Below are 25,553 nucleotides of genomic sequence, written 5' to 3'. Positions count from 1 at the left end.
GCGCTGCGAAGTTTAACGCGGCGCGCTGAAATGCTTGCTGAGCTTGAGGCCCTGACCCTGATAGTTCGACGCGATGCCCGACCCGTAAAGCTGGGTCGGTACGTCGATCATTTTCTCATAGACCAACCGTCCGACAACCTGACCATGCTCCAGCACGAAAGGGGCCTCGTGGCAGCGCACTTCAAGCACGCCCCGTGATCCCGCACCCCCTGCGGAGGCATGGCCGAAACCGGGGTCAAAGAAGCCCGCGTAATGCACGCGGAATTCGCCCACCATCGCCAGATAAGGGGCCATTTCTGCGGCGTATTCGGGCGGGATGGTTACAGCTTCACGGCTGACCAGAATGTAGAACGCACCGGGGTCGAGGATGATCTGACCGTTGTCGCTGTGGACCTCTTCCCAGTATTGCGCGGGGTCATAATGGCCGATCTTGTCCAGATCGATCACACCCGTATGCGGCTTGGCGCGGTAGCCGACAAGCGTGGTGTCAGGCAAGCGCAGATCAACCGAGAATCCCAGACCATCATCGATCACGGCCTCGCCATCCACCAGCGGGCTGTCGGCGTGCAATGCGCGCAGCGCGGCATCGTCAAGCGTGGCGGCACCGGTGGAAAAACGGATCTGGTTCAGCCGCATGCCCGGACGCACGAGCACCGAAAAAGACCGCGGACAAATCTCTGCGTAAAGCGGGCCGGTATAGCCCGGCGCGATGCGATCAAATTCGGTCCCGCCGTCGGTGATGGTGCGCGTGAGCAGGTCCAGCCGCCCGGTGGAGCTTTTGGCATTGGCCGCCGCAGAGGTGCCTTGGGGCAGGGCGAGGCTTTCCATCAGCGGGACAACGTAGACGCAGCCCTTTTCCAGCACCGCCCCATTCGTCAGGTCGACGCGGTGCATCTCGAACTCTTCCAGACGGTCGGCGACCTTGGCCCCATGCCCCGCAAGAAAAGACGCACGCACGCGGTAAGCCACTGTTCCTAGACGAAGATCAAGGCTCGCAGGCTGGATCTGGGCACCGTCGACAGGCGGTGTGCCGATGATCTGACCCGAAACGATCATGTCGGTGATATGCTGGTTGGGAACTACGCCGATCATATCCGGGCCTTTCAAATGCAAACACCCGCACCCATTAGGGTACGGGCGTTTGTTTTATGTCGGTTGGTCGGGCTAGCAGGACTCGAACCTGCGACCTTCCGTCCCCCAGACGGACGCGCTACCAGGCTGCGCCATAGCCCGACATGAGGCGTTTCATACCTGATAAAACCGTGCGTGCAAGGGGGAATTGTCGCAAATCGCACGCGCGGCTTAGACTTTTGTGCCGCGGACCACATCGGCCCGAATGGAATCGCGCAGTTCGCCCAAACGGCTCAGCAAAGGGGCGATATCGCGGGCCGAATCCTCGGGCAGATCGCGGCACAGCAATGCAGCAGAAAGCACAGAGGGTTTGGCGGGGAAGTCTTCTTCTGCCGTCAGAGGCGGCAGATCGATGATACGCGGCTTGGGACCTGCAACAATAGGGGCTTCCGGTGCCTCGTTGATCTCTGGCGCTTCGACGTCCCGCGTTTCCGCCTCAAGCGTTTCGGCGGTGCTGTCTTCCGGCGCTGCCTCTGGCGCGCTGTCGATGGTCGGCGCGGGCGCGTCCTGATCCGGGGTGTGTGTTTGCGCAGCGTCAGGGGCTTCGTCCGGTGTGTTATCGCTTGGCGGCACCGGTGCGTCGGTCATCGGGTGGCGCAGGAAGCCGGGCAGGGTTGCTTCGTCCTCCGCAGAGGTATCGGCGGGGGCGACGGTTGTCTCTTCCGGCTCCGGCTCTGTCGCGTCGAGGGTCGGTTCGTCGGCAGGTAGTGGCGTGGTATCCTCGGCCGACATCTCGGGCGCGGAAGCGGCTTCTACGTGTGTTTCGGACGCTTCGACAGGGGCAGGCTTGGCCGCTTTGCTCCCGCGTTGCTCGAACGGGAGGACAACACCCTCGTGGGTCTGTTCTGCGTCTTCTTGCATCGGCGCGGGGGTCATGTCGATGGTGTCGCCACCGGCATCCAGATCATCCTGCGTGACCCCGTCAAGAGGCGCAGACAGGGCCGCGACATGGCCCATGCCTTCTTCGCGCAATACCTTCTGGACGCCTTTGATCGTCAGCCCGTCTTCATGCAGCAAGCGTTTGATGCCGCCAAGCAGCAGCATATCGTTGGGGCGATAATATCGCCGCCCGCCTGCGCGTTTGATCGGTTTGACTTGCGTGAACTTGCTTTCCCAGAAACGCAGGACATGCGCCTGAATTTCAAGCCATTCTGCAACTTCGGAGATGGTTCTGAATGCGTCCGGAGACTTGGGCATTAGGTTATCGCTTGTTCCCGTCTGCAACCCGGTCCTTCATCAGATGGGACGGGCGGAATGTGAGCACGCGGCGCGGGTTAATCGGGACCTCTTCGCCGGTTTTGGGGTTCCGGCCAACGCGGGCCGACTTGTCGCGCACCGAGAAAGTGCCGAAAGATGAAATCTTGACCTGTTCGCCTTTGACCAGCGCGTCGGACATATGTTCAAGCACCGCTTCGACCAGCTGCGCGCTTTCATTGCGGGAAAGACCTACTTCACGAAAGACTGCTTCGCTCAAATCCATCCGGGTCAACGTTTTGTCGGCCATATCTTCCCCCCATGTGTTTTAAGCAGCATAGGCTGTGATTTTTCCGCAAGTCAACAACTATGGGGCGTAACGTGCTGTTCGCGCGAAGAAAAGCCGCTTACCAACGCAGAACGATCGCGCCCCAGGCCAGCCCGCCACCGATCGCCTCGGTGACCAGCAGGTCGCCTTTCTTGATCTGGCCACGCTCTTGCCCGACGGAAAGGGCCAGCGGAATCGACGCGGCAGAGGTGTTGCCGTGGTCTTGAACCGTCACGACCACGTTATCCATCGACAGGTTCAGCTTTTTGGCAGTGCCTTGAATAATACGGATATTCGCCTGATGCGGGACGATCCAGTCGACGTCCTCGGCGCTGACGCCGGCACGGTCCATCGCTGTGTTTGCCGACGCGGCGAGCTTTTCAACCGCGTGGCGGAAGACCTGATTCCCCTGCATGCGCAGATAGCCGGTCGTGCCCGTGCTGATGCCACCGTCGACATACAGCAAGTCTTTGTAGCGCCCGTCCGAATTCAGATCGGTGGAGAGGATACCGCGGTCGGCTGCCGTGCCGTCGCCGTCTTGCGCTTCAAGCAGGATCGCGCCCGCACCGTCACCAAACAACACGCTGGTGCTGCGGTCGGTCCAGTCCATGATTTTCGAGAACGTCTCGGAGCCGATGACCAGCACGCGGTCAGCCTGACCCGAGACGATCAGCGCGTTGGCATTGGCCAGCGCATAGACAAAGCCCGCGCATACAGCCTGTACATCAAAGGCAAAGCCGCGCTCCATCTCAAGCTGCGCCTGCACCATCGTTGCGGCAGAGGGGAAAGTCAGATCGGGGGTAGAGGTGGCGACAATCACGGCATCCACATCGGCGGCTGTCTTGCCCGCGTCGGCCAGTGCGGCCTTGGCGGCAGCTGTGGCCATGGTCGACGTGGTTTCGCCTTCGCCGACAAAGTGACGCCGTTCAATGCCAGAGCGTGACCGGATCCATTCGTCACTGGTGTCGATCTTGCCTTCAAACTCTGCGTTTTCGACAATGCGTTCCGGAAGGTAATGTCCGGCACCAATTACGACGGCTCTTTTTGTCATTCTTCGGTCTCTTTCGTCGGCTTTGCTGCGGCAACACGCGCAGCCAACCGATTTGTAAATTCGCTTTCCGCTAATCGCGCGGCCAGTTTGATCGCCGAGGAAACCCCCGTCGCGTCAGCGGCACCGTGGGATTTAACGACCGTGCCGTTCAACCCCAAAAACACACCACCGTTCACACGGCGCGGGTCAAACCGTTTGCTGACGCGGCGCAGCGAGGTATAGGCCAGCAGCGATGCCGCGCGGGACCAGATCGAATTCTTGAACGCTTGGCGCAGGCCATTGCCGATCAGCGTCGCGGTGCCTTCACCGGTCTTGATCGCAATATTACCTGTAAATCCATCGGTGACGATCACATCTGCGACATCACCCGAGATATCGCCGCCTTCGACGAAACCGACAAATTCAAAACCCGCGTCATCCGCGGCGTCGCGAATCAACTCGTGGGCTTCTTTCAGTTCGGTCCGGCCTTTGTGTTCTTCGGTGCCGACATTCAGCAACCCGATGCGCGGGCGGTCGATGTCCATCCCGTTGCGGGCGTAGGATTTGCCCATCAGCGCATAGCGCAGCAGGTCATCGGCATCCGCACGCACATCCGCACCCACATCCAGCAGAACGTTGAAGCCCTGAGGGTTGGTAGAGGGATAGAGCACAGCGATGGCAGGGCGGTTCACACCCGGCAGCTTTTTCAGGCGGATCATCGACAGCGCCATCAGCGCGCCGGTGTTCCCGCAGCTGACCGCGACCGAGGCTTCGTTATCGCGCACGGATTCGATGGCGGACCACATCGATGTGCCCTTGCCATTGCGCACGACATTACTGGGCTTGTCATCCATTGTGACAACCCCTTGGGCATCCCGAATGGTGCAGCGCCCTTTCAGTTCGGGCCGCTTTGCCACCAGCGGTTCCAGCGTTTCGGCAGGGCCGTGCAGGATAAAGCTGATATCGGGATTTTTTAGCGCGGACGCAGAGCACCCGGCAACAACGATTGCCGGGCCCTGATCGCCCCCCATCGCATCAACTGAGATAAGGGTGCGCTGAGTTCTCGCGCTAGGCTGATCGGACGTGGCCGTCATCTGGTGCGATGCCTCTTATGAACTGCGGTTGACGTGACGAGCTTACGCCGCGTCTTCGTCGAGGTCGATCTCTTCGTTCAGAGAAACAACTTCGTTGTCGTCATAGTGACCGCATGCTGCGCAAACGTGGTGCGGGCGCTTCAGCTCACCACAGTTGGAGCATTCGTTCGGGTTCGCTGCAGTCAGCGAATCGTGTGCGCGGCGGTTGTTGCGACGCGATTTGGAAACTTTATTCTGTTGGACAGCCATGTCTGGTGCCTTTGCCTTCGGGGTCGTTCATCGGCTTCCTGCCAAAGACGACCGTGTTTCAGATCAACTCCCGGTTTGGGCGTGACGTGCGTTTAGGCCGAAGCCTATCCGATGTCCAACCTTAATTGGGGTGAAGGGCGCAAAATACTGCGAAAACCCGCCGAAGCAACCCTTTTTTCACCCAAACCGGCAGGGTTATTCGGTGGTATCGTCCTTAAGCTGGTTCTTCAGGCCGGCCAGCCCCGCAAAGGGGCGGGCGTCTTCGTCGGTCATCGGGGTGTCGCCGGGTTTGGTATAGACCGCTTGCCCCAGTTCAGCCCCGTCGGCGCGGGGATATTCGGGAATCTCAAGCGCAAGCGCTTCGATCATGATGGCCGCGGGATCAATCCACGCGCCAAGCGGTTCGGTGCGATCATCCTCGGGCATCTCGACCTCGGCTTCCTCGGGTTCTTCGTAATCCTGCACGAAAAGCCGTGTGACATCGACGTCGATCCGCGTCTGTACTGGCTCCAGCGTCACCACGCAGGGCTGCACCACAGTGGCCCCCAGACGCGCCTTGAGCTCCCAATCACTGCGACCAAGCGCCTTGAGGTGCCCTTCGAATGAAAGTTTACGTAAGGCTGAAAGATCAAGTTCTTCTGCGATCATCCGCAAGCTGTCGGCGTCGGGACGCAGGGAGAAAGGGGTTTGCGCATTCTGCGACAGCTCTGCGACGCGCAATGCTGTGGGGCTTGGGGGCGTGCGAGACATGTTAGGGGTACTTTCGTTTCTTGAACCATGGGGCGTGCTTAGTGTATGCGAGATAAAAGCCATGATCCCCAAGGGCAAGAGGGCACCAAGAATGCGTATCGACCGCCATGTCAAAAAGACACTGCTGACCGCCACAGTTCTCGCTGCTGGTCTGACGCTTGGGGCCTGCTCCCCGCAATACTCCAACCACGGCTATATCCCGCCGCAAGAGGATCTTGAGAAGATCACCGTGGGCCAGGACACACGCGACACCGTGGCCGAAACCGTGGGCGTGCCCGCGTCGGCAGGGTTGCTGACCAATTCGGGGTATTACTATGTGCGGTCGCGCCGTCAGGCGATGTGGTTCATGGCCCCGCGCGAGACAGAGCGCGAAGTTGTCGCTGTCAGCTTTGACAGCAACGGGGTGGTGCAGAACGTCGAACGTTTCGGGCTGGAGCGTGGCAATGTCGTCACCCTTGACCGCCGCGTCACCAGCTCGCCGATCTCGGATAAATCCTTTATCCGCCAGCTTTTGGGCAACATTGGCCGCTTGAACCCTGCGGCGCTGGCTGGCTAGGGCAGGCCCGTGACGGTGCCACAGGGTGCTGTGATCAAGCCGCTTTTACGCGGGCCGTACCGCGCCTATTGTGCCATCACAGCCGAGGATATCGAGGCCGCGCAAGCCTTGCGCGCGCGGGCCTTTGGGCTGGTTCAGCCGCGCGATATCGACGGGTTTGATGCGCAAAAACATCATATCCTCGTGCGGCATCAAGGCAGCGGTGACCTGCTGTGCTGCTGCCGGATCGGGGTGATGGAGGGCGCGTCGCTGGATCAAAGCTATGCCGCGCAATTCTACGATCTGACCAAGCTTACATATTTCCCCGGCGCGATGATGGAGCTGGGGCGGTTCTGTCTGGCCCCGGGGGTCACAGACCCGGATGTCGTGCGCATGGCCTGGGCCGCGCTGGCGCAGTTTGTGGACGCCCATACGGTCGCGTTGCTCTTTGGGTGCACCTCCTTCAAGGGCACAAATCCGGCACCCTATAGCGATGTCATGGCGCTTTTGCACAGCCGCCACCTTGCGCCACTGCAATGGCAGCCGTTGGTCAAGGCCCCCGACACGGTGGGCTTTGTGGAACGGACGTTGGATAAACCGGCCGAGAAAGCCGCGCTACAAATGCTGCCGCCGCTGCTGCGGAGCTATCTGATGATGGGGGGCTGGGTGAGCGATCATGCGGTGATCGACCACCAGATGAACACGCTGCATGTGTTTACCGGCCTTGAAATCGCGGCGATCCCCGAGGGGCGTAAGCGCCTGCTGCGCGGTGCCGCCTAAGAGTTTCATGCCTTCGGCGAGGATTTTAGCCCATTTGGAAGAGGGGTCATTGACGCTGACGCGGCGCGGCGCTAGCTGGCTGTCATGGCACGCGCACCCCTTTTACAAGTTAACGAGATCTCGCTGACATTCGGCGGAGATCCCGTATTCGAAGACATGTCCCTTGTGGTTCAATCTGGCGACCGACTGGCGCTGGTGGGCCGGAACGGGTCAGGTAAATCCACTTTAATGAAAGTTATGGCCGGATTGGTCGAGGCCGACAGCGGCGACGTGATCGTCGGGCCCGGCGTTTCGGTAGGCTATATGGAGCAAGACCCGGATCTGACCGGATTCGATACTTTGGGCGACTTCGCGGCCCATGGCCTGGACCCGTCCGAGATGTACAAGGTCGAACGCGCCGGAGAGGGGCTGAAATTCGACCCCGCGCGCCCTGTCAGCACCGCGTCGGGTGGGGAACGTCGCCGCGCGGCATTGGCGCGTCTGATGGCCTCCGAGCCCGAGCTGATGTTGCTGGACGAGCCGACGAACCACCTGGATATCGAAGCGATCCGCTGGCTTGAAGACGAGCTGAAAGCGACGCGGGCCGCTTTTGTGATTATCTCTCACGATAGGGCGTTCCTGCGCGAGTTGACCCGTGCGACGCTCTGGGTCGACCGCGGTGTTGTGCGCAGGCAGGACATCGGCTTTGGCGGGTTTGAAGCCTGGCGCGACCAGATGTGGGAAGAAGAGGACATGCAGCGCCACAAGCTGAACCGCAAGATCAAAGCGGAGGCACGGTGGGCTGTCGAAGGCATTTCGGCGCGGCGCAAGCGCAACCAGGGCCGTGTGCGTGCCCTGCAAGACCTGCGAGCCGAACGCGCCAGCCAGATCAAACGTCAGGGCACCGCCGCCATGGCGCTGGAAGCGGGGCCGAAGTCGGGCCGCAAGGTGGTCGAGGCTATGGGCATCACCAAGGCCTTTGGCGACAAGACGATTCTACGTCCCTTTGACATCACGATCCAGCGGGGTGATCGGATCGCCTTGGTCGGGCCGAATGGTGTGGGCAAGACGACGTTGCTGAATATGCTGATCGGGAAAGAACAGCCCGACGGGGGCGAGATCAAACAGGGTACCAACCTTGAGATCGCGCTGTTCGACCAGGCGCGCGCGCAGCTTGATGGCGATATGTCGCTGTGGGACAGTCTGACCGGCGATCCGGAAATGCGTGTATCGGGCAAGGCGGACCAGATTCTGGTGCGCGGGCAGCCGAAACACGTGGTTGGGTACCTGAAAGAATTCCTGTTCGACGAGGAGCAGGCCCGTGCGCCCGTGCGGTCCTTGTCGGGGGGTGAAAAGGCGCGGTTACTGCTGGCCAAGATCATGGCGCGCTCCAGCAACCTCTTGGTTCTTGATGAACCGACCAACGATCTGGATGTCGAAACCCTTGATCTGATGCAGGAGCTGCTGTCGACCTATGACGGCACTGTGCTGCTGGTCAGCCACGACCGTGACTTCCTTGACCGTGTTGCCGCGACCACCATCGCGATGGAAGGTGACGGCAAGGCGACTGTCTATGCGGGCGGTTGGACGGATTATCTGGCGCAGCGCCAGCAGGATGATTTTGACCAAAGCGTTGTTGCCAAATCAAAGCCCGGGGCAAAAGCCGAAAAGCCCAAAGCGACGCAGCAATCGGGCCTGAGCTTTACCGAAAAGCACCGGCTCGAGGCGCTGCCCGCCGAGATTGCGCGTCTGGAAGCTGAAATCGCGAAACTGGAAGAGTTGATGAGCGATCCGACGCTCTATTCCGACAATCCGGTGAAATTCCAGAAAGCGACCGATGCCTTGGTCGAGCGGAATGAAAAGCTGCAGGACGCAGAGGCCGAGTGGCTGATGCTGGAAGAAAAAGCCGAAAGCTAAAGGGGGCAGGGCGACCCGCCCCCCTCGCGTATTGCGGGGGCTTAGCCCAGTTGTACCAGCGCGTGGCGTTTCTTGCCCGCGCTAAGCTTGATCGGTGTGGCCAGCGTGTCGGCATCGACCATCAGGCCTGCGTCTGTCAGCGGTTCGTCATTATAGCGGGCACCATTTTCGGTGATCAGACGCTTTGCCTCTTTGCCCGAACCGGCCAGACCGGATTTCACGATCAACTGCACGATAGAAATGCCGTCGCCGATATCCGCCGCGCTGAGCGTCAGGGTGGGTAGGTCATCGCCGACGCCGCCTTTTTCGAACACTTCGCGTGCCGTGGCTTCGGCATTCTTTGCGGCTTCAACACCGTGCAGCAGGGTCGTGACCTCGTTCGCGAGGATGATCTTGGCCGCGTTGATGTCGGAGCCTTCCAGTGCGCCCAGACGGTCGCATTCCTCGACCGGTAGTTCGGTGAAGATCTTGAGGAACTTGCCCGTGTCCGCATCGGTGGTGTTGCGCCAGAACTGCCAGAACTCGTAAGGCGACAGCATGTCCCCGTTCAGCCAGATCGCGCCACCCTGGGATTTGCCCATTTTGCGGCCGTCGCTGGTGGTGAGCAAAGGCGTGGTGAGGCCGAAAATCTCTTGATCCAGCACGCGGCGGGTCAGGTCGATCCCGTTGACGATATTACCCCATTGATCCGAGCCGCCCATTTGCAGCAAACAGCCATAGCGGCGGTTGAGTTCAAGGAAGTCATAGGCCTGCAAGATCATGTAGTTGAATTCGAGGAAGGACAGCGACTGTTCCCGATCAAGACGGGATTTGACGCTTTCGAACGACAGCATCCGGTTCACGCTGAAATGCCGCCCGATGTCGCGCAGGAATTCGAGGTAGTTCAGATTGTCCAGCCATTCGGCATTGTTCAGCATGATCGCGTCGCTGGCACCGTCACCGTAGGACAGGTATTTCTCGAACACCTGCTGCATGCCGGCGATATTGGCGTCGATGGCGTCATTGTCGAGCAGGGGGCGTTCATCCGACCGGAAGGACGGGTCGCCCACTTTGGTGGTGCCGCCGCCCATTAGGGTGATCGGTTTGCCGCCGCATTTCTGCAACCAGCGCAGCACCATGATATTCATCAGATGCCCCACATGAAGGGATTTCGCTGTCGCGTCATAGCCGATATAGGCAGGCACAGCCCCGTTGATCAGCGCGTCATCAAGGCCCTGATAGTCCGTACAATCGGCGAGAAAGCCGCGCTCCATCATGATGCGGATGAAATCGGATTTGGGGTGGTATGTCATGGTGCTTGCCCTCAGCTTGGGTGGTGGTGCACTCTATAGGTGCTGAGCAGACAAAGGAAAAGGCCATGAATAAGGCCCAAGGGGCAAGAACCCCGACACGGATCGCAAAAACAGGCCCGCTGCGGGCCGCAGGCGCGATGAGCGGCACCTCGCTCGACGGGGTGGACGTCGCGGTGATCGAGACGGACGGCCGCGATATTATAGGTTTCGGCAGGTCGAGCTACCGCAGTTATTCTGCGGAGGAACGCCGCACCATCGCGGCCGGTTTCGGCAAATGGTCAGGGCCAGAGGTGGCGGCGGCGACGCAGGTGGTCGCGGCGGCGCATATCGATGCCCTTGGCGCGTATACCGATGTCGATCTGATCGGCTTTCACGGGCAGACGCTGGCCCATGCGCCGCGCATGCAAGGGACGTTGCAGGTGGGCGACGGTGTCGCGCTGGCGGATCATCTGGGGCTGCCCGTCGTGTGGGATTTCCGCAGCGCCGATGTACATCTGGGCGGAGAGGGCGCACCGCTCGCGCCGTTCTTTCACCACGCCTGCGCCCGCTATGCGGGGCTGACGGGGCCGGTGGCCTTTTTGAACCTTGGCGGGGTGGGGAACCTGACCTGGGTGGATCCGGCGATCCCCTTGCCCGAGGCGGAGGGGGCGCTGCTGGCTTTCGACACGGGGCCCGCCAATGCGCCCATCAACGATCTGATGCAGGCGCGTCTGGGGTTGCCCTTTGACGAGGGCGGCAAGACCGCGTCGCGCGGGCAGGTCGAGACCGGCGCGCTTGAGCTGTTTCTGGCCGAGCCCTATTTCGCACGGATGCCCCCCAAGTCGCTGGACCGGAATGATTTTGACGAGATGGTCGCGCTGGTGACCGAACTGTCGGACGCCGACGCCGCCGCGACGCTGACGGCCATGTGTGCCGCTGGCGTGGCCGAAGCAATGCAGCATTGTCCTCGTTTGCCCGATCGTGTGCTGGTCACCGGGGGCGGGCGGCACAACCCTGTGTTGATGAAGATGCTCAGTGTCAGTCTGGATTGTCCGGTCATGCCGATAGAAGAGATCGGGCTGGACGGTGATATGCTGGAGGCGCAGGCCTTCGGATATCTTGCCGTGCGGGTGGCGCGCGGGCTGCCGACCTCTTGCCCCGGCACCACGGGGGTGCGGGCTGCGGTCGGGGGCGGCACCGTGAGCATGCCGACGGAGGCGATCAGCGTTTAGAATAAGGCCCTTTGATGGGTTTCGCGCCAGCGTATCGTCACCCCTGTGACCTGCGCTTTTCTCTGGACAGGACGTGTTGCGGCGTGAGTCGCCCGTTGGCTTTTCGCGCTATAGTCGTGCGTATTCTTCGTTTTTCCCGAATAGGTTAGTTGCGCGGCGCGGGTCTCCGACGTGGCAAGGGGCTGTTGCCCGCTTGCACAGTGGTATTCCGTAAACAGTCTGTTTCCTTGCTTGGGATCGGGGTCGTTCTACCTTGAATTGTACTACCTCAGAACGGTGGCGCAGAAAGTGGGGGCTTTGCTTGCGCCGTTCCTTTTCAAAAGGAGAATGACCATGACGAGTATGTTTCTTAAAAACGCCGCAACTTCGGTTGCAACGGTATTCATCGCCACGTCGGCCTTTGCGCTGGATGTCGGCGTCGGTGCCAGCGTGGGCGGTATTGGCGCGGGTGTAGGGGCCAGTGTCGGCCACGGGTCCGCCGCGGATGTCGGTGTTGGTGTGGGCGCAGGCAGCGTCGGCGCGGGGGCGGGAGCCTCTGTCGGTGGCGGTTCGGTTGCTGATGCGGGCGTAGGTGCCTCTGTCGGCGGCGTGGGCGCTGGTGTCGGGGCCTCGGTTGGCGGGGGTTCCGTCGCGGGCGTTGGCGTGGGTGTCGGCAGCACCGGCGGCTCCAACAGCGGCGGCGGCACGACAACCGACAGCAGCGGGACGACCAGCAGCGCGACCGCCGCGGTATCGCGCAGTGTCAGCGGCGATGTGACCCGCGCCGCGGCCTCTGTCCCGATCACGGCGGCATTGGGCGCTACGGTCATGACGACCGACCGCGAAGTCGTGGGTATGATCGAAGACGTGCGCCCGTCGACGCAAGGCAAATTCGTGGCCACCATCCGGATGAACGTCGCCTTTGGGGCGCAGCGGCGGACGATCCAGATCAAGATGCCGATGCTGAAAAGTGACACGGATATGATCCGTGTGGGCTTTACCAAGTCGGGCTTGTTGCGTCAGATCCAAAGCTGACACTGGACGCGACACCGCAAGCACAAAAAAAGCGCGCCTTGATCGGGCGCGCTTTCGTATCTTCGGGCGGGGCAAGACGCCCCCCGTAATCAACCTTTCAGGATCGAACGACCAGCGTATTCCGCTGTCACGCCAAGCGATTCCTCGATGCGGATCAGCTGGTTGTATTTCGCCAACCGGTCGGACCGCGCGAGCGAGCCAGTCTTGATCTGACCGCAGTTCGTCGCAACAGCAAGATCCGCAATCGTCGCGTCTTCAGTCTCGCCCGAGCGGTGGGACATCACGTTGGTAAAGCCCGCACGATGCGCCATGTCGACCGCTTGCAGCGTCTCGGACAGGGTGCCGATCTGGTTGACCTTCACCAGCATGGAGTTGGCAGACCCCCGTTTGATGCCTTCGGCCAGACGTTCGGGGTTGGTCACGAACAGATCGTCGCCCACCAGCTGGATCTTGTCACCCAGACGGTCGGTCAGCAGTTTCCAGCCATCCCAATCGTCTTCGGACATGCCGTCTTCGATAGAGATGATGGGGTAATCGGCGCAGAGGGCCGCCAGATAATCCACATTCTCGGCGCTGGTCAGGGTTTTCCCTTCTCCAGAAAGGACATAGCTGCCGTCCTTGAAGTATTCCGTTGCCGCACAATCCAGCGCGAGGTAGATTTCCTCGCCCGGTTTGTAGCCTGCTTTCTCGATGGATTTCAGAATGAAATCAAGTGCATCTCGGGTGGAACTGATGTTGGGTGCGAAGCCGCCTTCGTCACCGATACCGGTGGACAGACCTGCGGCCGAAAGCTCTTTCTTCAGCGTGTGGAACACCTCGGAGCCCATGCGCACCGCGTCGCGGATATTCTCTGCCGCGACGGGCATGATCATGAATTCCTGAATGTCGATCGGGTTATCCGCGTGCTCGCCCCCGTTGATGATGTTCATCATCGGCACGGGTAGCATGCGCGCAGAGGTGCCGCCCACATAGCGGTAGAGCGGCTGCGAGCAATAATCAGCCGCGGCCTTCGCCGTCGCGAGGGAGACGCCCAGAATGGCGTTGGCCCCCAGACGCGACTTGTTGTCGGTGCCGTCCAGCTCGATCATCGTGCCGTCAATCTCGACCTGCTCTGTCGCGTCGATGCCGACCAGCGCATCCGCGATCTCGCCATTGACCGAGGCGCAGGCTTCCAGAACGCCCTTGCCCATATAGCGTTTTTGGTCGCCATCGCGACGCTCTACCGCCTCATAGGCACCGGTGGATGCGCCAGAGGGAACGGCCGCGCGGCCCATTGTGCCGTCTTCAAGCGTCACATCGACTTCGACCGTGGGGTTGCCCCGGCTGTCAATGATTTCGCGGGCGTGGATGTCGATGATCGTGCTCATAAGGGGCTATCCTTTTGCAGATGACAATTGCGCAGCGGTTTAGCGTGCCGGGGGGAGGATGGAAAGTGTTCAGGCCTGTTCTTTGACCTTTCGCTCACGCCATACCGTATAGATGCCCGAGGCAACAATGATGGTTGCGCCAACATAGGTCAGCAGATCGGGGCGTTCGCCAAAGATCGTGATGCCCACAACCATCGCGAACAGCAGGCGCGCATAGCGGAACGGTGTGACAAAGCTGATTTCGCCGATACGCATGGCCGCGACGATGCCGTAATAGGCGACCATGCCGGTCGTCAGCGCGGCCCCCATGAACAGCCATTGCACCCCCGACATCGGCGCAAAATCCGTGCCCGTGCCCAGCATGAAAAGCAGGCTTGCAGGGACCAACGCCAGAAACGCAAGGAACGACAGCTGGAACGTAGAGGTCGATTTCGGCACCCGCCGCGTCGCCAGATCGCGCAAGGACAGCCCCAGCACCCCAAGCACCGCCAGCAGGGACAGCGCCTGAAAGCTGTCCATCCCGGGGCGGATCACCAGCAAGACGCCCAGCATACCAACCAAAATAGCGCTCCACCGGCGCCAGCCGACGGGATCGCCCAGAAACAGCGCGGCCCCCAGGGTCACCACCAGCGGGGTCGCCTGTAAAATGGCCGAGGCAGAAGAAATCGGTGTCAGCACAATGGCCGATACAAACCCCAATGTGCCGACAATCTCGCCCAAGGCGCGCAGCAGGATCGGGCGGGTCAGCATCGCGCGATCCATCAAGGGCTCGCCCTTCATCACCACCATCGCACCATAGCAAAGCGCGCCACCGGTCCCGAGCATAAAGATAATCTGCCCGATCGGGATATCCGTCCCGATCAGCTTGATGAACATGTCCTCAATGGCAAAGCCCAACATCGACAGCACCATGATCAAAGCGCCGCGCAGATTGTCCATATCCTATTCCTTCATACAATCGTTCTAAAATTCCGTCAGTGGATGCATGTCCCTTTGTCGGGGGATGTGCAAGCCTCGCGGCGCATCCCGTGACGGGGCTGGTGGCGGAAGGGACCAACTGCTAGCACAAGCGTATGAAATGGCCGCGCCCCCCGTCTGATACGCATACGACCGTTTTCACCGTCTGTATCGGCGCGGTGGGGGCCGGTATCGGCTGGCTGCTGAACGCGCCGATTTACATGCTGCTGGGGCCTGCGGTGCTGGTGTCGCTGGCCGGTCTGGCGGGCGCGCGCATGGGGGTGTCGCTGCCGCTGCGCAACATCTGCTTTGTCGTCATTGGCCTGTCGGTGGGGGCAGGGTTTGACCAGAATGCGGTCGATGCCATGCTGCGCTGGCCGCTGGCTTTTGTAGGGATGGCCGTGCTGGTCTGGGCGATGCTGGTGCTCAGCCGGTGGCTGCTGGCGCGGTTCTTTGGCTTTGACCGTCGTGCAGCACTGCTGGCTTCGGCCCCCGGACACCTCAGCTTTGTGCTGGCGATGGCGGCCGATGGCGGGGATAATGTGGTGCGTATCTCGACCACGCAGTCGGTGCGGCTGTTGTCGCTCACGCTGGTGGTGCCCTTTGTCGCACTGGCGATGGGGGTTGATCTGGGCGGGTCCATCGTGCCCGACGGCCCCGTTATGGGCGGGGTGACATTGCTGGTGATGGCGGTGCTCTCCGTCGGGGCAGGGGTGCTGCTGGGGCGCATCCGGGTGCCCGCGCCGATGTTGATCGGGCCGATGCTGGTGTCATCGCTTGCGCATGTGACAGGGCTCGCCCCCGGTGTGCTGCCCCTGTGGCTGGTGATGCCCGCCTATGTGGTGCTTGGCGCGTTGATCGGCACGCGGTTCTCCGGCGTGCGGCTTGACGATCTGACCAAGGGGCTTGCCGCGGGGCTGGCTGTGACCTGCCTTGCCGTTGGGTTGGCCCTGCTGGGGGCGATCCCGGTCGCTATGGCGCTTGGCATGCCGCTGGCGCATATCCTCGTGGCCTTTGCGCCCGGTGGGTTCGAGACCATGATCGCCATGGGCAGCGTGCTGGGGATCAGCCCGGGTTTTGTCGCCGCCTGCCACATGATGCGCCTGTTCATCCTCAGCGCTGTGCTGCCCCTGATGCTGGCACGCAGCACCCCGCGCTAGGCTATCTTTCACAGCACCGTTGACTTTGCCGCCCAAACAGCCCATCTGGGGCGCAAGCGATGCCTTCTGCCGCGTGAGCAGACCAGCCCTTGACCTGTCGACCTAAAATCGTCGCGTCTTATGACAGCTGAACAAAAGGCCGCCGATGTTCCCAAAATCACGCGTGGGGCCAAGCGCAACAGACAGGGTGTTGGCACTAGGCTGCCCCCTGCGATCTGCTTTGCGTCCCTCGCGGTTTCCCTGCATCGACAGGGCCCGCGTGATTGCTATGGCGGGAAGGGGCTTTGCCCCGCATCCCGCGGAAAGACGACAAAACGATGAGCGATTTTGAAATGATGGGCCTGCCGCGCCGTCTGGTCAAAGCCTTGACCAACATGGGCATGACCGATCCGACCCCGATCCAGAAACAGGCGATCCCCCACGGGATGAATGGCCGCGACGTGATGGGGCTGGCACAGACCGGCACCGGCAAGACCGCTGCCTTCGGTATCCCGCTGGTGGCCCAGATGCTGGAACGCGAAGCCCGCCCCGAGCCGCGCACCGTGCGCGGGTTGGTGCTGGCCCCGACCCGCGAGCTGGCCAACCAGATCATGGAGAACCTCAAGGGGTTCTGCGAAGGGACCCAGCTGAAAACCATGATGATTGTCGGCGGCCAGTCGATCAACCCGCAGATCAAACGGATGGAGCGCGGCGTCGACCTGCTGGTGGCCACACCCGGGCGCTTGCTGGACCTGATGGACCGCCGCGCGGTGCTGCTGCACAAAACCACGTTCCTTGTGCTGGATGAAGCAGACCAGATGCTCGACATGGGCTTCATCCACGATCTGCGCAAGATCGCGGCGGTGCTGCCGAAAGAGCGTCAGACGATGCTCTTTTCGGCAACCATGCCGAAACTGATGAACGAGATCGCCAACAGCTACCTCAACAGCCCGATCCGCATCGAAGTCTCGCCTCCGGGCAAGGCGGCGGACAAGATCACCCAAGAGGTGCATTTCATCGCCAAGGCGGAAAAGAAATCCCTGCTGATCGAACTGCTTGGCAAGCACACCGAGGAACGCGCCCTGGTGTTCGGGCGGACCAAACACGGCTGTGAAAAACTGATGAAAGATTTGGTCAAAGCCGGTTTCAAAGCCGCCTCGATCCATGGCAACAAAAGCCAGGGTCAGCGGGACCGCGCCATCGAATCCTTCAAGAAAGGCGAGGTCACCGTGCTTGTAGCAACGGATGTCGCCGCCCGCGGTCTGGATATTCCCGACGTGAAGCACGTCTACAACTACGAGCTGCCCAATGTGCCCGACAATTATGTCCATCGTATCGGCCGGACCGCGCGCGCGGGCAAAGACGGGGCGGCGATCGCTTTCTGCGCACCGGATGAAATGGGCGAGCTGAAAGATATCCAGAAGACGATGAAAATCTCGATCCCCGTGGCCTCCGGCCGTCCGTGGGAAGCGATTGACGAACCCGCCAAGCCAAAGGGTCGCGGCGGACGCGGTCGTGGTCGCGGTGGTCGCCCCGGTGGCGGTGGCGGCAACGGGGGCGGTGGCAATGGCGGCGGTGCGGGTAAACCCGCCGGTGCCGCGCGGCGTCGTCGCAAGCCAGCCGGGCAGCGCGCCGCATAAGCGCGCAGGTACCGACGCACGATCAAAAGGGGCACCGCCATCAGCGGTGCCCCTTTTGTTACCTCTCTCTAAAGCGCCATGGTCCGCGCTTCCAAATGGCTCTAAATCCTCGCCCGAAGGGCGAAGCCGGCGCCACCAGCCACCACGTGGTCGCTCAGCCCTATTCCGCGGGGTCTGCTGCCGCCTGCCGGTTGACCCGCGCCAGAAGCAGCATCAGCGCAAAGGCGAGTGTCGCCAGCGTCAGTACCGCGCCGATCAGCGGCGTGATCGTGCCGTTGAACATCAACCCGATGGGCGAGGCGAGCATGGCCGCCATCACCGTCGACACCGCCCCGATGACCGACGCCGCCATGCCAGCGATGTGGCCCAAAGGCTCCATCGCCAGCGCGTTGAGGTTGCCCATCACCAGCCCCACCTGAAAGAACAGCGACGCCTGCCACATCAGGAAGAAGACAAAACCATAGGGCTCTGGCAGATCGCCCAGACCAAGACCCAGCATCAGGCCCGACAATACGATCTGCAGGCCAAGCGCAAGGATCACGATCCGTTGCATCCCCAGCCGGACGACCAGCAGCGCGTTCAGCAGGCTCGACGTCCCCGAGATCAGCGCCGCGACGCCAAACCAGAAGGGGAAGCTCTCGGCGCGGTCATAGACTTGGTCGTAAATGGGTTGCACCAGCATCAGCGTCGAGAACAAGAACCCCATCACCAGCGTCTGCACCGTGATCGACAGACATACCATCGGGTTGCTGAATATCTCTTTCACCGCGTTCCACAGCAGGCCGATCTGCAAAGGTCGACGCTTGGGCTTGGGCAGGGTTTCGGGCAGGCGGAGCATGGCCCAGACCACACAGGTTGCCGAGAAAACGATGAACGACAAGAATACGCCACGCCAATCGGACAGGGCGATGATCACAGCCCCCATTGCAGGGGCAAAGGCGGGCACGACGACAAAGATCATCATCACGAAAGACATGATCTTGGCCATCTGCCGGCCCGAATAAAGGTCGCGGATCACCGCAAGCGCCACAACCCGAGGGCCCGCAGCCCCCACGCCCTGCACGACCCGCGCGATCAGCATCACCTCAAGCGATTGGCTTAGCCACGCCACCACAGCCCCCGAGATATAGATCGCAGACCCGAGGTAGATGATATTCTTGCGCCCGAAAGCGTCCGACAGCGGCCCCGTGACAAAAGTGCCCATCCCCATGCCCAGAATAAAGGCGGTCACAATCAGCGGGACTTTGGTCATATCCAAAGGCGACAGCTCTGCGCCGATCTCGGGCAGGGCAGGCAGCATTGCATCGGTCGAGAAAGCAATGATTGCGAACATCATCGCAATCAGCGCTACAAACTCAGGGCGGCTCATGTTGATGTCGGGGCGGTCGTCGGTCATCCATCGGCTCCATCGTGACGGTGGGCCGCAGGGCGCAGCCTATGGTGTTCATAAGGCTGCCTTACAGATAGTGCAATCGGCGTCGCGCCGTCAGCTGGCTTGGGCGCGCTGGCGCTGCACTGTCTCGCGGGCGGTCACCGGCAAACGCAATACTTGAACGATCTCGTCCAGTCCCGACACCGGCAGGGGAAGATGCGCGGGCAGGGCCAATACCGAGACGTTGTAATTCACGATATCGCTGCGCACCTGATCCCATGTCTCAAGCGGAATGACCCGCGAGACATAGCGGCACCGCTCCAGCACCGCACGGCGGGCGGCAAAGCCTCTATGCGCCGGACGCCCCGCTCGTTGACAGAACTGTTCGCTCTGGCAGCCGACGACCAGATCGCTGCCCATACGGGCCAACTGCCGTAGCCAGTCGGCGTGACCGGTGTGGAATCCGTCGAACCCGCCATAGGTCAGGATCGTCCGCGTGATTGGCGTGGAGGGTGTGAAGCTGGACGGGCGCGCCGCCGGTGTCACCACCGTCGCCCGCCCGCGTCCCATGAAGGGAAAGGGGATATCGTATTTCATGCTGCCCGCTCGGTCTGGATAGGGGTCTCTGCCCCTTTATCCGTTTGATTCTAGGCGGGTTTCAGCACAAAGGCAAAGCCTTTCTGCCCCATATCGCCAGTGCGGGCGCGTGGCCTCAGCCTTCGTTGCGCAGCTCGGCCAGTACTTTTTTCCAAAGCTCAGGCGGCTGCGCGCCCGGCACCGCGTGACGCCCGCCCACGATAAAGGTCGGGACGGAGTTGATGCCCATCTCGCGGCTGTGCGCGTCGCGTTTGCGGATGTCTTCCATATCCTCATCCGTCGCCAATAGACGCGTCACAACAGATGCATCCATCTCGATCCCGTCGGCGATATCGGCGAGCACCTCGGCATCGCCAATATCGCGCGCATCAACAAAATAGGCTTTGAACAACGCCGATACCGCCGCGGTTTGACGCCCTTCGATCCCGGCCCAGTGGATCAACCGATGGGCGTTCAGCGTGTTGGGGGTGCGCTGCATCGCCTCGAAGTTGATCTTGAGACCGGCTTTCTCGGCATGTTCCACCACAGGGGCATAGGCCCGCACCGCACCTTCCTTGCCGCCGAACTTGCCTTCCAGATAGGCACGGCGGTCCATCCCTTCGGCAGGCATGTCGGGGTTAAGCTGGAACGGGTGCCATTCGATCGCGAAAGGGTGGTCCGGCTCGCTTTCCAGTGCGCGGTCCAGATGGGCCTTGCCGATATAGCACCAAGGGCAAATCGGGTCGGACATGATATCAAGCTTGATCGTCTGGGTCATCGTTGTGCCTCATAGGCTGCACGCAAGGACCGGCGCAGCAGTTTGCCATTCGCGCCCATCGGCAGCTCTGGCAGGTGGATGAAAAGGCGCGGCTGCTTGTAGCGCGCCATGTTGTCTTGTGCATAAAGCGCCAGCGCGGCCTCGTCCAGCGGGCTATCGGCGGTATAGAAGGCCGCGATCACGGTCACGTCGGGTTTAACCTCGACCTCCGCCGCGCCGACAGCATGGATGCCGGGGAATTTGGCGAGGGTTTGTTCCACCTCGATCGGCGAGACGCGGAACCCGCCCGCGTTCATCATATCGTCATTGCGCCCCAGATAGGTGATCTGCCCATCCGTGCCCATGACACCTTGGTCGCCGGTCAGGAACCAGTCACCCTGATATTTCTGGGCCGTTTGATCCGGCGCGCTAAGATAGCCGAGCATCAGCCCCGGGTCGCTCTTGTGGATCGCGATGGTGCCCTCTTGGCCGATCTCTACCGGGCCTTCCGTCCCGATCAACGCGATGCGACGCCCGTCCTGAGGCTGGCCCAATGTGCCGGCCCGCGCCGGACGGTCGGGAGAGGCGGAGAGAAAGGTCGAACACTCCGACATACCGTAGGCCTCGAAAATCGGCGTGCCGCTGGCAGCCTCCCATGCCCGGGCAATGGCCGAGGGAAGCTTCTCCCCCGCGCTCAACCCGTGGCGCAGGCTTGGTACGTTGATCCGGTCGTGGTGTTTCAGGATCTGACGGTACACCCCAGGCGCGGCTGCAAAAAGGCTCGCCTCATGCCGCGCCATCAAGGCAGGTAAATCCGCAGGTGCCACGCCCGCAGCCGGGATCAAGGCGGTGGCACCGGCGGTCCAGGGGTCCATCAGGCCGGTCCCCAGCGTATAGGTCCAATTGAACGCGCCTGCATGCATGACCCGATCCTCGGGCTTCAGATCATACCAGCCGCGCACCATCATCTGCCGCGCCCAGATGGCGCGATGTGCGTGCATCACCGCGCTCGGCCGGCCCGACGTGCCAGAGGTATAGATGATATAGCCCAGCCGGTCGGGGTCTCCCATATGCCAGGGGGCCGCGGGCAAATCGCGCATGGACCTGAGCTGGGCCAGATCAACGGTGGTGTCATTCGGCGGACACGGCACGGCGGGATCGCGCAAGATCGCCTTGGGCGCGAGGGTTGCGATGATCGCGGCGACCTCCGGCTCTGTCAGTGCGGCGGCGGTGGGGACAGGCACCAAGCCTGCGGTCAGCGCGCCCAGATAGGCCAGCGGGAAATCCACAGTATTGCCAAGGCGCATCAGCACGATGTCCCCCGGGCGCAGCCCGATGCCCAGCAACCCCGTCGCGGTGCCGCGTACGGCGGCCTCAAGCTGGTCGAAACGCCACGCCTCAACGCGATCGGCCCCGACAATGGCAAGCGCCGTCTTGTCGCCCAAATCGGCGGCGCGGCCCAGAACATGGGCGGCAAGATTGAACGGGGCGGGGCAAGGCGCAAAGCCGGAGGACGCAGAGACGGACAGCATGCCCAATCGCTACCCCGCGCGCAGCAGCGTTGCAAGCGCTCCGGCGCGGCGCTATAGCCAGCGCATGACGCAAGACGGCCCGAAATCCATGATCCAGATCGCCCGCGAAAGCGGCGAGACGGAAACCGCCCCGCCTGTAGATCTGGGGGCGCGCGTGCGCGAGCTGCGCAAGGCGCGCAACTGGACGCTGGAGCAAGCCGCCAATCAGGCCGGACTGGCCCGTTCCACGCTCAGCAAGATCGAGAACGGCCAGATGTCGCCCACCTATGAGGCGCTGAAAAAGCTTGCCGTGGGGTTGGAAATCTCGGTGCCACAGCTCTTTACGCCCCCCTCGGCGGGGCAGATCAACGGGCGCATGGCGGTCACCAAATCGGGCGAGGGGGCGGCCAAGGCGACGACCACCTACGAGCACACAATGCTGGCCGATACGCTGCGCAAAAAGCAGATGCTGCCCTACCGCGCGCGTATCCGTGCCCGCCGGATGGATGAATTCGACGGCTGGGTGCGCCACGACGGGGAAGAGTTCCTTTACGTGCTGACCGGCGTCATCACCCTATACACCGAATTCTACGAACCCGTCGAAATGCGCCGCGGCGACAGCGCCTATTATGATGCGACGATGGGGCATAACGTCGTTTCTACCAGCGATGAGGACGCCACGATCCTTTGGGTCACATCGCTCACCTAACCGACGTGCCCGCGCTTCATTTTGCCAAATAAACTCTCCCCGAAGGGCCGCTACGCCGCAGGCACCGCCGCCTGATACCTACACGCGTCGCTTACTGGGCCGGTTCAATCCACCAGACCTCGGGCATATAGTTCGGCCCGTCGCCATAAAGCGGCACGTGTTCAGGGTATTTCATCGCTGCGACATGCGCGATGCGGTCTTCGGTGAACTGCCAGAACGGAATGACATAGCGCCCGGCGGTCAGCACGCGATCCAGCGCGCGGGTGGCGGCGGTGAAATCCTCGGCGCTGCTGGCCCCGACCATCGTATCGATCATCGCGTCAATGGCAGGGGATTTCACCCCCATCAGGTTGCGGCTGCCTTCCTGATCGGCTGCCTCCGACCCCCAGTAATAGCGTTGTTCGTTGCCCGGGCTCAGCGAAAGGGCGCGGCGGAAGATGGCCATGTCAAAGTCGAAGGCCGCGTTGCGCGCGACGAATTGCGCGTCATCCACAGCGTCTACGCGCGCGGTGATGCCCAGACGGGCCAGCGCCTGGATATAAAGCTCGGCAATGGCGATATTCTCGCTGCTGCCTTTGGACAGCAGGATGCTGAACGACAAAGGCTGCCCGTCAGGCCCCCGCATGGTGCCGCCGTCGGCGCTGAATCCCGCGTCGGCCAGCGCGCCCATGGCGCGGCGGATGCCCGCGCGGTTGCGGGCGGATCCGTCGGACACGGGCAGCGCATAGCCGTCAAGCGCGCCGGCGGGCAGGTCATCAGCAAAGGGGGTCAATAACTCGGCCACCCGGCCGGTGGCGGGGCCGTCTTGCATCGCCAGCGGGGAGTTCGAGAAGTAAGAGGTAATGCGCGGTTGCGCCCCGCCGGTCAGCGTCTCGTTGATATACTCGAAGTTAAAGGCCGCGATCAGCGCCTCGCGCACACGGATGTCGTCAAAGGGCGCGCGGCGGGTGTTCATGACCAATCCGGTCATGCCCGAGGGTTTGCTATGGGCGAAGGTGGATTTGACCACATCACCGCGCTGCACGGCGGGGAAGTCATATTGCGTCGCCCAGCTTTCGGCGTTGAATTCGCGCAGGGCGGAAATCTCTCCGGCCTTGAACGCCTCGAACAACACATTCGCGTCGCCATAAAAGTCGAGCTTTATCTCGTCGATGTTATGGGTGCCTTTGCGAAACGGTACATCCTTGCCCCAGTAGTCAGGGTTACGCGTCAGGGTGACCTGTTTGCCGGCCCTATAGTCAGCGACCACATAGGGGCCGGAGCCCAGCGGTATCTCCGCCAACGGGGCGTTGGCGAAATCGCGGCCCTCCCATTGCGCCTTGCTCAGGATCGGGCGCATCCCTGCCAGCAGGGCCAGCTCTCGGTTGTCGGTGTTGAACTCCATCTTAACGCTGCGTGGACCGGTCTGGGTGATGCTGTCGATCTGGGCATAAAGCCCGTGGTAGCGCGGGTGCCCCTTTGTGCCGAGCATGTCGTAGCTAAAGATCACATCCTCGGGGGTGACGGGACTGCCATCAGAGAAGCGCGCGTCGGGTCGCAGGGTGAATTCGACCCAGGACCGGTCCTCCGGGACCTCAATCGATTCGGCCAAAAGCCCGTAAAGCGCGAAAGGTTCATCCCACGAACGGCCCATCAGGCTTTCGTGGGTAAAGAACGGCAATTGCCACGGAGAGGTGCCCTTGCGCACGAAGGGATTGAGGCTGTCAAACCCGCCGGTGTTGCCCAGAACGATCGCACCGCCTTGGGGCGCGTCCGGGTTGGCATAGGGCAGCGACACAAAATCAGGTGGGAGAGCAGGGTCCCCATACATAGATATACCATGTGCGGGCTCGGCGCGGGCGAATCCACTGAGAAGAATCAGTGAAGAAACTGCTGCAACTGCCCGACAGCTTTGGAAAAATTTAAACGCCATTTTAGCAACAATCCCGCTCTGCCCTTGTTTTATTAGCGTATTCCTTAGCGATGCGGCGGCTACAGTTCAAACTTTAAGCTTGGATTACGGCGGCGAATTGCGTATAACGAACTCACTGCTCGATAGGTTTCTTGCCTGTATGAAACCTGCCTCAATAACTTAACGTCCGCTTCGTGCGGACGTTTTTTTTTGCCTGTGATCCGGCATATGTCCGGGCAGCAGGGGCATTCCGCCGGGGGGCGGAATTAGCCGTTTCCATTCGCTTCGCAGCCCGCCATGATGCACCCGCAGAAACGCTAGGAGATTTTCATGGCTTACAGCATCGATCTTTCAGGAAAAACAGCAGTCATCACGGGGTCCAATTCCGGTATTGGGCTTGGCATCGCTTGGGCATTGGCGCGGGCGGGGGCGGATGTTGTGCTGAACTCCTTTACCGACCGCGACGAAGACCACGCTATTGCGAAAGACATCGCCAACGAAACCGGCGTAACCGCGCGCTATATCAAGGCGGATATGTCGAAAGCCGAAGAATGCCGCCAGCTGATCACCGATGCAGGGCGCTGCGATATTCTGGTGAACAACGCGGGCATCCAGCACGTCGCGCCGATCCCCAGCTTCCCGACCGAAAAATGGGACGCGATCATCGCCATCAACCTCAGCTCTGCGTTTCACACCACGGCGATGGCTCTGCCAATGATGCGCGAGGCGGGCTGGGGCCGCGTGATCAACGTCGCTTCGGCCCACGGGCTGACGGCCTCACCCTATAAATCCGCCTATATTGCGGCCAAGCACGGGATCGTAGGGCTGTCCAAAACCACCGCGCTGGAAACGGCCGAAGACCCGATCACTTGCAATGCCATCTGCCCGGGCTATGTGCTGACCGATATCGTCGAAAAGCAGATCCCCGACACGATGAAAGAATACGACATGTCGCGCGAAGAGGTGATCAAGAACGTCATGCTCAAGCGTCAACCGTCGAAAGAGTTCGCAACGGTTGAACAACTGGGCGGCACCGCGACCTTCCTGTGTTCCGAGGCGGGGGACCAGATCACCGGTACAACGATCAGCGTCGATGGTGGCTGGACCGCCCTGTAATACAACACGCGCGC

Annotated in this window: 24 protein-coding genes and 1 tRNA gene; 9 read left to right on the top strand and 16 right to left on the bottom strand. The window is 61.6% G+C overall.

What is annotated here, in order from left to right:
* Window positions 1–12: 12 nt before the first annotated feature.
* From AADW22_RS10740 to AADW22_RS10705, 8 genes are all read right to left on the bottom strand, one after another.
* Complete coding sequence (locus tag AADW22_RS10740; RefSeq protein ID WP_407473696.1) at window positions 13–1,092, bottom strand: 2'-deoxycytidine 5'-triphosphate deaminase; 1,080 nt, start codon at window positions 1,090–1,092, stop codon at window positions 13–15.
* Between the two features lie 64 nt (window positions 1,093–1,156).
* Window positions 1,157–1,233 (bottom strand) — tRNA-Pro (locus AADW22_RS10735).
* Window positions 1,234–1,302: 69 nt separating this feature from the next.
* On the bottom strand, window positions 1,303–2,328 hold the full coding sequence (locus AADW22_RS10730) for a MerR family transcriptional regulator (protein ID WP_407473695.1): 1,026 nt from the start codon (window positions 2,326–2,328) through the stop codon (window positions 1,303–1,305).
* A gap of 4 nt (window positions 2,329–2,332) precedes the next feature.
* On the bottom strand, window positions 2,333–2,635 hold the full coding sequence (gene ihfA / locus AADW22_RS10725; protein ID WP_005853794.1) for an integration host factor subunit alpha: 303 nt from the start codon (window positions 2,633–2,635) through the stop codon (window positions 2,333–2,335).
* A gap of 97 nt (window positions 2,636–2,732) precedes the next feature.
* The gene (locus AADW22_RS10720; RefSeq protein WP_037944395.1) at window positions 2,733–3,704 is read right to left on the bottom strand and encodes a beta-ketoacyl-ACP synthase III; all 972 of its coding nucleotides are present in this window, start codon (window positions 3,702–3,704) and stop codon (window positions 2,733–2,735) included.
* Window positions 3,701–4,777: a phosphate acyltransferase PlsX gene (gene plsX, locus AADW22_RS10715; protein WP_064216851.1), complete on the bottom strand. Its 1,077-nt coding sequence runs from the start codon at window positions 4,775–4,777 to the stop codon at window positions 3,701–3,703. Before plsX ends, AADW22_RS10720 begins: the two co-directional genes overlap by 4 nt.
* Window positions 4,778–4,819: 42 nt before the next feature.
* A complete protein-coding gene (gene rpmF / locus AADW22_RS10710; RefSeq protein ID WP_005853791.1) occupies window positions 4,820–5,026 on the bottom strand; it encodes a 50S ribosomal protein L32 in 207 nt (68 codons plus the stop codon).
* 195 nt (window positions 5,027–5,221) lie between these two features.
* Entirely contained in the window at window positions 5,222–5,776 is a 555-nt protein-coding gene (locus AADW22_RS10705; RefSeq protein WP_037953716.1) for a DUF177 domain-containing protein, read from the bottom strand.
* A gap of 91 nt (window positions 5,777–5,867) precedes the next feature.
* Here AADW22_RS10705 and AADW22_RS10700 point away from each other — a divergent pair, with 91 nt between their 5' ends.
* From AADW22_RS10700 to AADW22_RS10690, 3 genes are all read left to right on the top strand, one after another.
* Window positions 5,868–6,332 (top strand): outer membrane protein assembly factor BamE, encoded by a 465-nt coding sequence (locus AADW22_RS10700; RefSeq protein ID WP_037944392.1) that lies wholly within the window; start codon window positions 5,868–5,870, stop codon window positions 6,330–6,332.
* A gap of 9 nt (window positions 6,333–6,341) precedes the next feature.
* Window positions 6,342–7,091, top strand: coding sequence for a GNAT family N-acetyltransferase (locus AADW22_RS10695; protein WP_407473694.1), 750 nt, complete (start codon window positions 6,342–6,344; stop codon window positions 7,089–7,091).
* An 84-nt stretch (window positions 7,092–7,175) separates the two neighbouring features.
* A complete protein-coding gene (locus AADW22_RS10690) occupies window positions 7,176–8,987 on the top strand; it encodes an ABC-F family ATP-binding cassette domain-containing protein (RefSeq protein ID WP_407473693.1) in 1,812 nt (603 codons plus the stop codon).
* A gap of 41 nt (window positions 8,988–9,028) precedes the next feature.
* Here the strand turns inward: AADW22_RS10690 and tyrS are convergent, their stop codons facing one another.
* Window positions 9,029–10,279, bottom strand: a complete 1,251-nt coding sequence (gene tyrS / locus AADW22_RS10685; RefSeq protein ID WP_407473692.1) for a tyrosine--tRNA ligase — start codon at window positions 10,277–10,279, stop codon at window positions 9,029–9,031.
* Between the two features lie 65 nt (window positions 10,280–10,344).
* Here tyrS and AADW22_RS10680 point away from each other — a divergent pair, with 65 nt between their 5' ends.
* Both AADW22_RS10680 and AADW22_RS10675 read left to right on the top strand, forming a co-directional pair.
* Window positions 10,345–11,490, top strand: a complete 1,146-nt coding sequence (locus AADW22_RS10680) for an anhydro-N-acetylmuramic acid kinase (protein ID WP_407473691.1) — start codon at window positions 10,345–10,347, stop codon at window positions 11,488–11,490.
* A 333-nt stretch (window positions 11,491–11,823) separates the two neighbouring features.
* Window positions 11,824–12,504, top strand: a complete 681-nt coding sequence (locus AADW22_RS10675; protein WP_407473690.1) for a hypothetical protein — start codon at window positions 11,824–11,826, stop codon at window positions 12,502–12,504.
* An 89-nt stretch (window positions 12,505–12,593) separates the two neighbouring features.
* Here AADW22_RS10675 and eno read toward each other — a convergent pair whose 3' ends face one another.
* The gene (gene eno, locus AADW22_RS10670) at window positions 12,594–13,871 is read right to left on the bottom strand and encodes a phosphopyruvate hydratase (protein WP_009824746.1); all 1,278 of its coding nucleotides are present in this window, start codon (window positions 13,869–13,871) and stop codon (window positions 12,594–12,596) included.
* Between the two features lie 69 nt (window positions 13,872–13,940).
* Entirely contained in the window at window positions 13,941–14,810 is an 870-nt protein-coding gene (locus tag AADW22_RS10665; protein ID WP_289081048.1) for a DMT family transporter, read from the bottom strand.
* A gap of 134 nt (window positions 14,811–14,944) precedes the next feature.
* Here AADW22_RS10665 and AADW22_RS10660 point away from each other — a divergent pair, with 134 nt between their 5' ends.
* Entirely contained in the window at window positions 14,945–15,988 is a 1,044-nt protein-coding gene (locus tag AADW22_RS10660; protein ID WP_340243819.1) for an AbrB family transcriptional regulator, read from the top strand.
* A gap of 317 nt (window positions 15,989–16,305) precedes the next feature.
* Window positions 16,306–17,607, top strand: coding sequence for a DEAD/DEAH box helicase (locus tag AADW22_RS10655; RefSeq protein WP_005853776.1), 1,302 nt, complete (start codon window positions 16,306–16,308; stop codon window positions 17,605–17,607).
* 160 nt (window positions 17,608–17,767) lie between these two features.
* Here the strand turns inward: AADW22_RS10655 and AADW22_RS10650 are convergent, their stop codons facing one another.
* The 4 genes from AADW22_RS10650 to AADW22_RS10635 all read right to left on the bottom strand — a co-directional run bounded on the left by AADW22_RS10650 (window position 17,768) and on the right by AADW22_RS10635 (window position 21,844).
* Complete coding sequence (locus AADW22_RS10650) at window positions 17,768–19,003, bottom strand: multidrug effflux MFS transporter (RefSeq protein ID WP_005853775.1); 1,236 nt, start codon at window positions 19,001–19,003, stop codon at window positions 17,768–17,770.
* Between the two features lie 90 nt (window positions 19,004–19,093).
* Window positions 19,094–19,576, bottom strand: coding sequence for an adenylyltransferase/cytidyltransferase family protein (locus tag AADW22_RS10645; RefSeq protein WP_407473689.1), 483 nt, complete (start codon window positions 19,574–19,576; stop codon window positions 19,094–19,096).
* 115 nt (window positions 19,577–19,691) lie between these two features.
* Window positions 19,692–20,333, bottom strand: coding sequence for a DsbA family protein (locus AADW22_RS10640; RefSeq protein WP_009824740.1), 642 nt, complete (start codon window positions 20,331–20,333; stop codon window positions 19,692–19,694).
* Window positions 20,330–21,844: a class I adenylate-forming enzyme family protein gene (locus tag AADW22_RS10635; RefSeq protein WP_407473688.1), complete on the bottom strand. Its 1,515-nt coding sequence runs from the start codon at window positions 21,842–21,844 to the stop codon at window positions 20,330–20,332. Before AADW22_RS10635 ends, AADW22_RS10640 begins: the two co-directional genes overlap by 4 nt.
* A 64-nt stretch (window positions 21,845–21,908) precedes the next feature.
* Between AADW22_RS10635 and AADW22_RS10630 the strand changes: the two genes are divergently transcribed.
* Entirely contained in the window at window positions 21,909–22,532 is a 624-nt protein-coding gene (locus AADW22_RS10630; protein WP_039912303.1) for a helix-turn-helix domain-containing protein, read from the top strand.
* A gap of 91 nt (window positions 22,533–22,623) precedes the next feature.
* Here the strand turns inward: AADW22_RS10630 and AADW22_RS10625 are convergent, their stop codons facing one another.
* A complete protein-coding gene (locus AADW22_RS10625; RefSeq protein ID WP_407473687.1) occupies window positions 22,624–24,342 on the bottom strand; it encodes an extracellular solute-binding protein in 1,719 nt (572 codons plus the stop codon).
* Window positions 24,343–24,765: 423 nt separating this feature from the next.
* On the opposite strand from AADW22_RS10625, the gene AADW22_RS10620 reads away from it, so the two are divergent.
* The gene (locus tag AADW22_RS10620) at window positions 24,766–25,539 is read left to right on the top strand and encodes a 3-hydroxybutyrate dehydrogenase (RefSeq protein WP_407474592.1); all 774 of its coding nucleotides are present in this window, start codon (window positions 24,766–24,768) and stop codon (window positions 25,537–25,539) included.
* The last annotated feature ends 14 nt before the right edge of the window (window positions 25,540–25,553 follow it).

Origin of the sequence: Sulfitobacter sp. PM12, from assembly GCF_045586035.1 — a bacterium.
GTDB classification, from domain to species: Bacteria; Pseudomonadota; Alphaproteobacteria; order Rhodobacterales; family Rhodobacteraceae; genus Sulfitobacter; species Sulfitobacter pontiacus.
The sequence above is the reverse complement of the archived record's forward strand: the minus strand, read 5'-3'. Positions and strand labels throughout refer to the sequence as shown.

What these genes read in the sequence shown, in the direction of transcription:
- AADW22_RS10740 (WP_407473696.1), bottom strand. Translation starts at nt 1,092, where the DNA reads ATGATCGGCGTAGTTCCCAACCAGCATATCACCGACATGATCGTTTCG.
- AADW22_RS10730 (WP_407473695.1), bottom strand. Translation starts at nt 2,328, where the DNA reads ATGCCCAAGTCTCCGGACGCATTCAGAACCATCTCCGAAGTTGCAGAA.
- ihfA (WP_005853794.1), bottom strand. Translation starts at nt 2,635, where the DNA reads ATGGCCGACAAAACGTTGACCCGGATGGATTTGAGCGAAGCAGTCTTT.
- AADW22_RS10720 (WP_037944395.1), bottom strand. Translation starts at nt 3,704, where the DNA reads ATGACAAAAAGAGCCGTCGTAATTGGTGCCGGACATTACCTTCCGGAA.
- plsX (WP_064216851.1), bottom strand. Translation starts at nt 4,777, where the DNA reads ATGACGGCCACGTCCGATCAGCCTAGCGCGAGAACTCAGCGCACCCTT.
- rpmF (WP_005853791.1), bottom strand. Translation starts at nt 5,026, where the DNA reads ATGGCTGTCCAACAGAATAAAGTTTCCAAATCGCGTCGCAACAACCGC.
- AADW22_RS10705 (WP_037953716.1), bottom strand. Translation starts at nt 5,776, where the DNA reads ATGTCTCGCACGCCCCCAAGCCCCACAGCATTGCGCGTCGCAGAGCTG.
- AADW22_RS10700 (WP_037944392.1), top strand. Translation starts at nt 5,868, where the DNA reads ATGCGTATCGACCGCCATGTCAAAAAGACACTGCTGACCGCCACAGTT.
- AADW22_RS10690 (WP_407473693.1), top strand. Translation starts at nt 7,176, where the DNA reads ATGGCACGCGCACCCCTTTTACAAGTTAACGAGATCTCGCTGACATTC.
- tyrS (WP_407473692.1), bottom strand. Translation starts at nt 10,279, where the DNA reads ATGACATACCACCCCAAATCCGATTTCATCCGCATCATGATGGAGCGC.
- AADW22_RS10680 (WP_407473691.1), top strand. Translation starts at nt 10,345, where the DNA reads ATGAATAAGGCCCAAGGGGCAAGAACCCCGACACGGATCGCAAAAACA.
- AADW22_RS10675 (WP_407473690.1), top strand. Translation starts at nt 11,824, where the DNA reads ATGACGAGTATGTTTCTTAAAAACGCCGCAACTTCGGTTGCAACGGTA.
- eno (WP_009824746.1), bottom strand. Translation starts at nt 13,871, where the DNA reads ATGAGCACGATCATCGACATCCACGCCCGCGAAATCATTGACAGCCGG.
- AADW22_RS10665 (WP_289081048.1), bottom strand. Translation starts at nt 14,810, where the DNA reads ATGGACAATCTGCGCGGCGCTTTGATCATGGTGCTGTCGATGTTGGGC.
- AADW22_RS10660 (WP_340243819.1), top strand. Translation starts at nt 14,945, where the DNA reads ATGAAATGGCCGCGCCCCCCGTCTGATACGCATACGACCGTTTTCACC.
- AADW22_RS10655 (WP_005853776.1), top strand. Translation starts at nt 16,306, where the DNA reads ATGAGCGATTTTGAAATGATGGGCCTGCCGCGCCGTCTGGTCAAAGCC.
- AADW22_RS10650 (WP_005853775.1), bottom strand. Translation starts at nt 19,003, where the DNA reads ATGACCGACGACCGCCCCGACATCAACATGAGCCGCCCTGAGTTTGTA.
- AADW22_RS10645 (WP_407473689.1), bottom strand. Translation starts at nt 19,576, where the DNA reads ATGAAATACGATATCCCCTTTCCCTTCATGGGACGCGGGCGGGCGACG.
- AADW22_RS10640 (WP_009824740.1), bottom strand. Translation starts at nt 20,333, where the DNA reads ATGACCCAGACGATCAAGCTTGATATCATGTCCGACCCGATTTGCCCT.
- AADW22_RS10635 (WP_407473688.1), bottom strand. Translation starts at nt 21,844, where the DNA reads ATGCTGTCCGTCTCTGCGTCCTCCGGCTTTGCGCCTTGCCCCGCCCCG.
- AADW22_RS10630 (WP_039912303.1), top strand. Translation starts at nt 21,909, where the DNA reads ATGACGCAAGACGGCCCGAAATCCATGATCCAGATCGCCCGCGAAAGC.
- AADW22_RS10625 (WP_407473687.1), bottom strand. Translation starts at nt 24,342, where the DNA reads ATGTATGGGGACCCTGCTCTCCCACCTGATTTTGTGTCGCTGCCCTAT.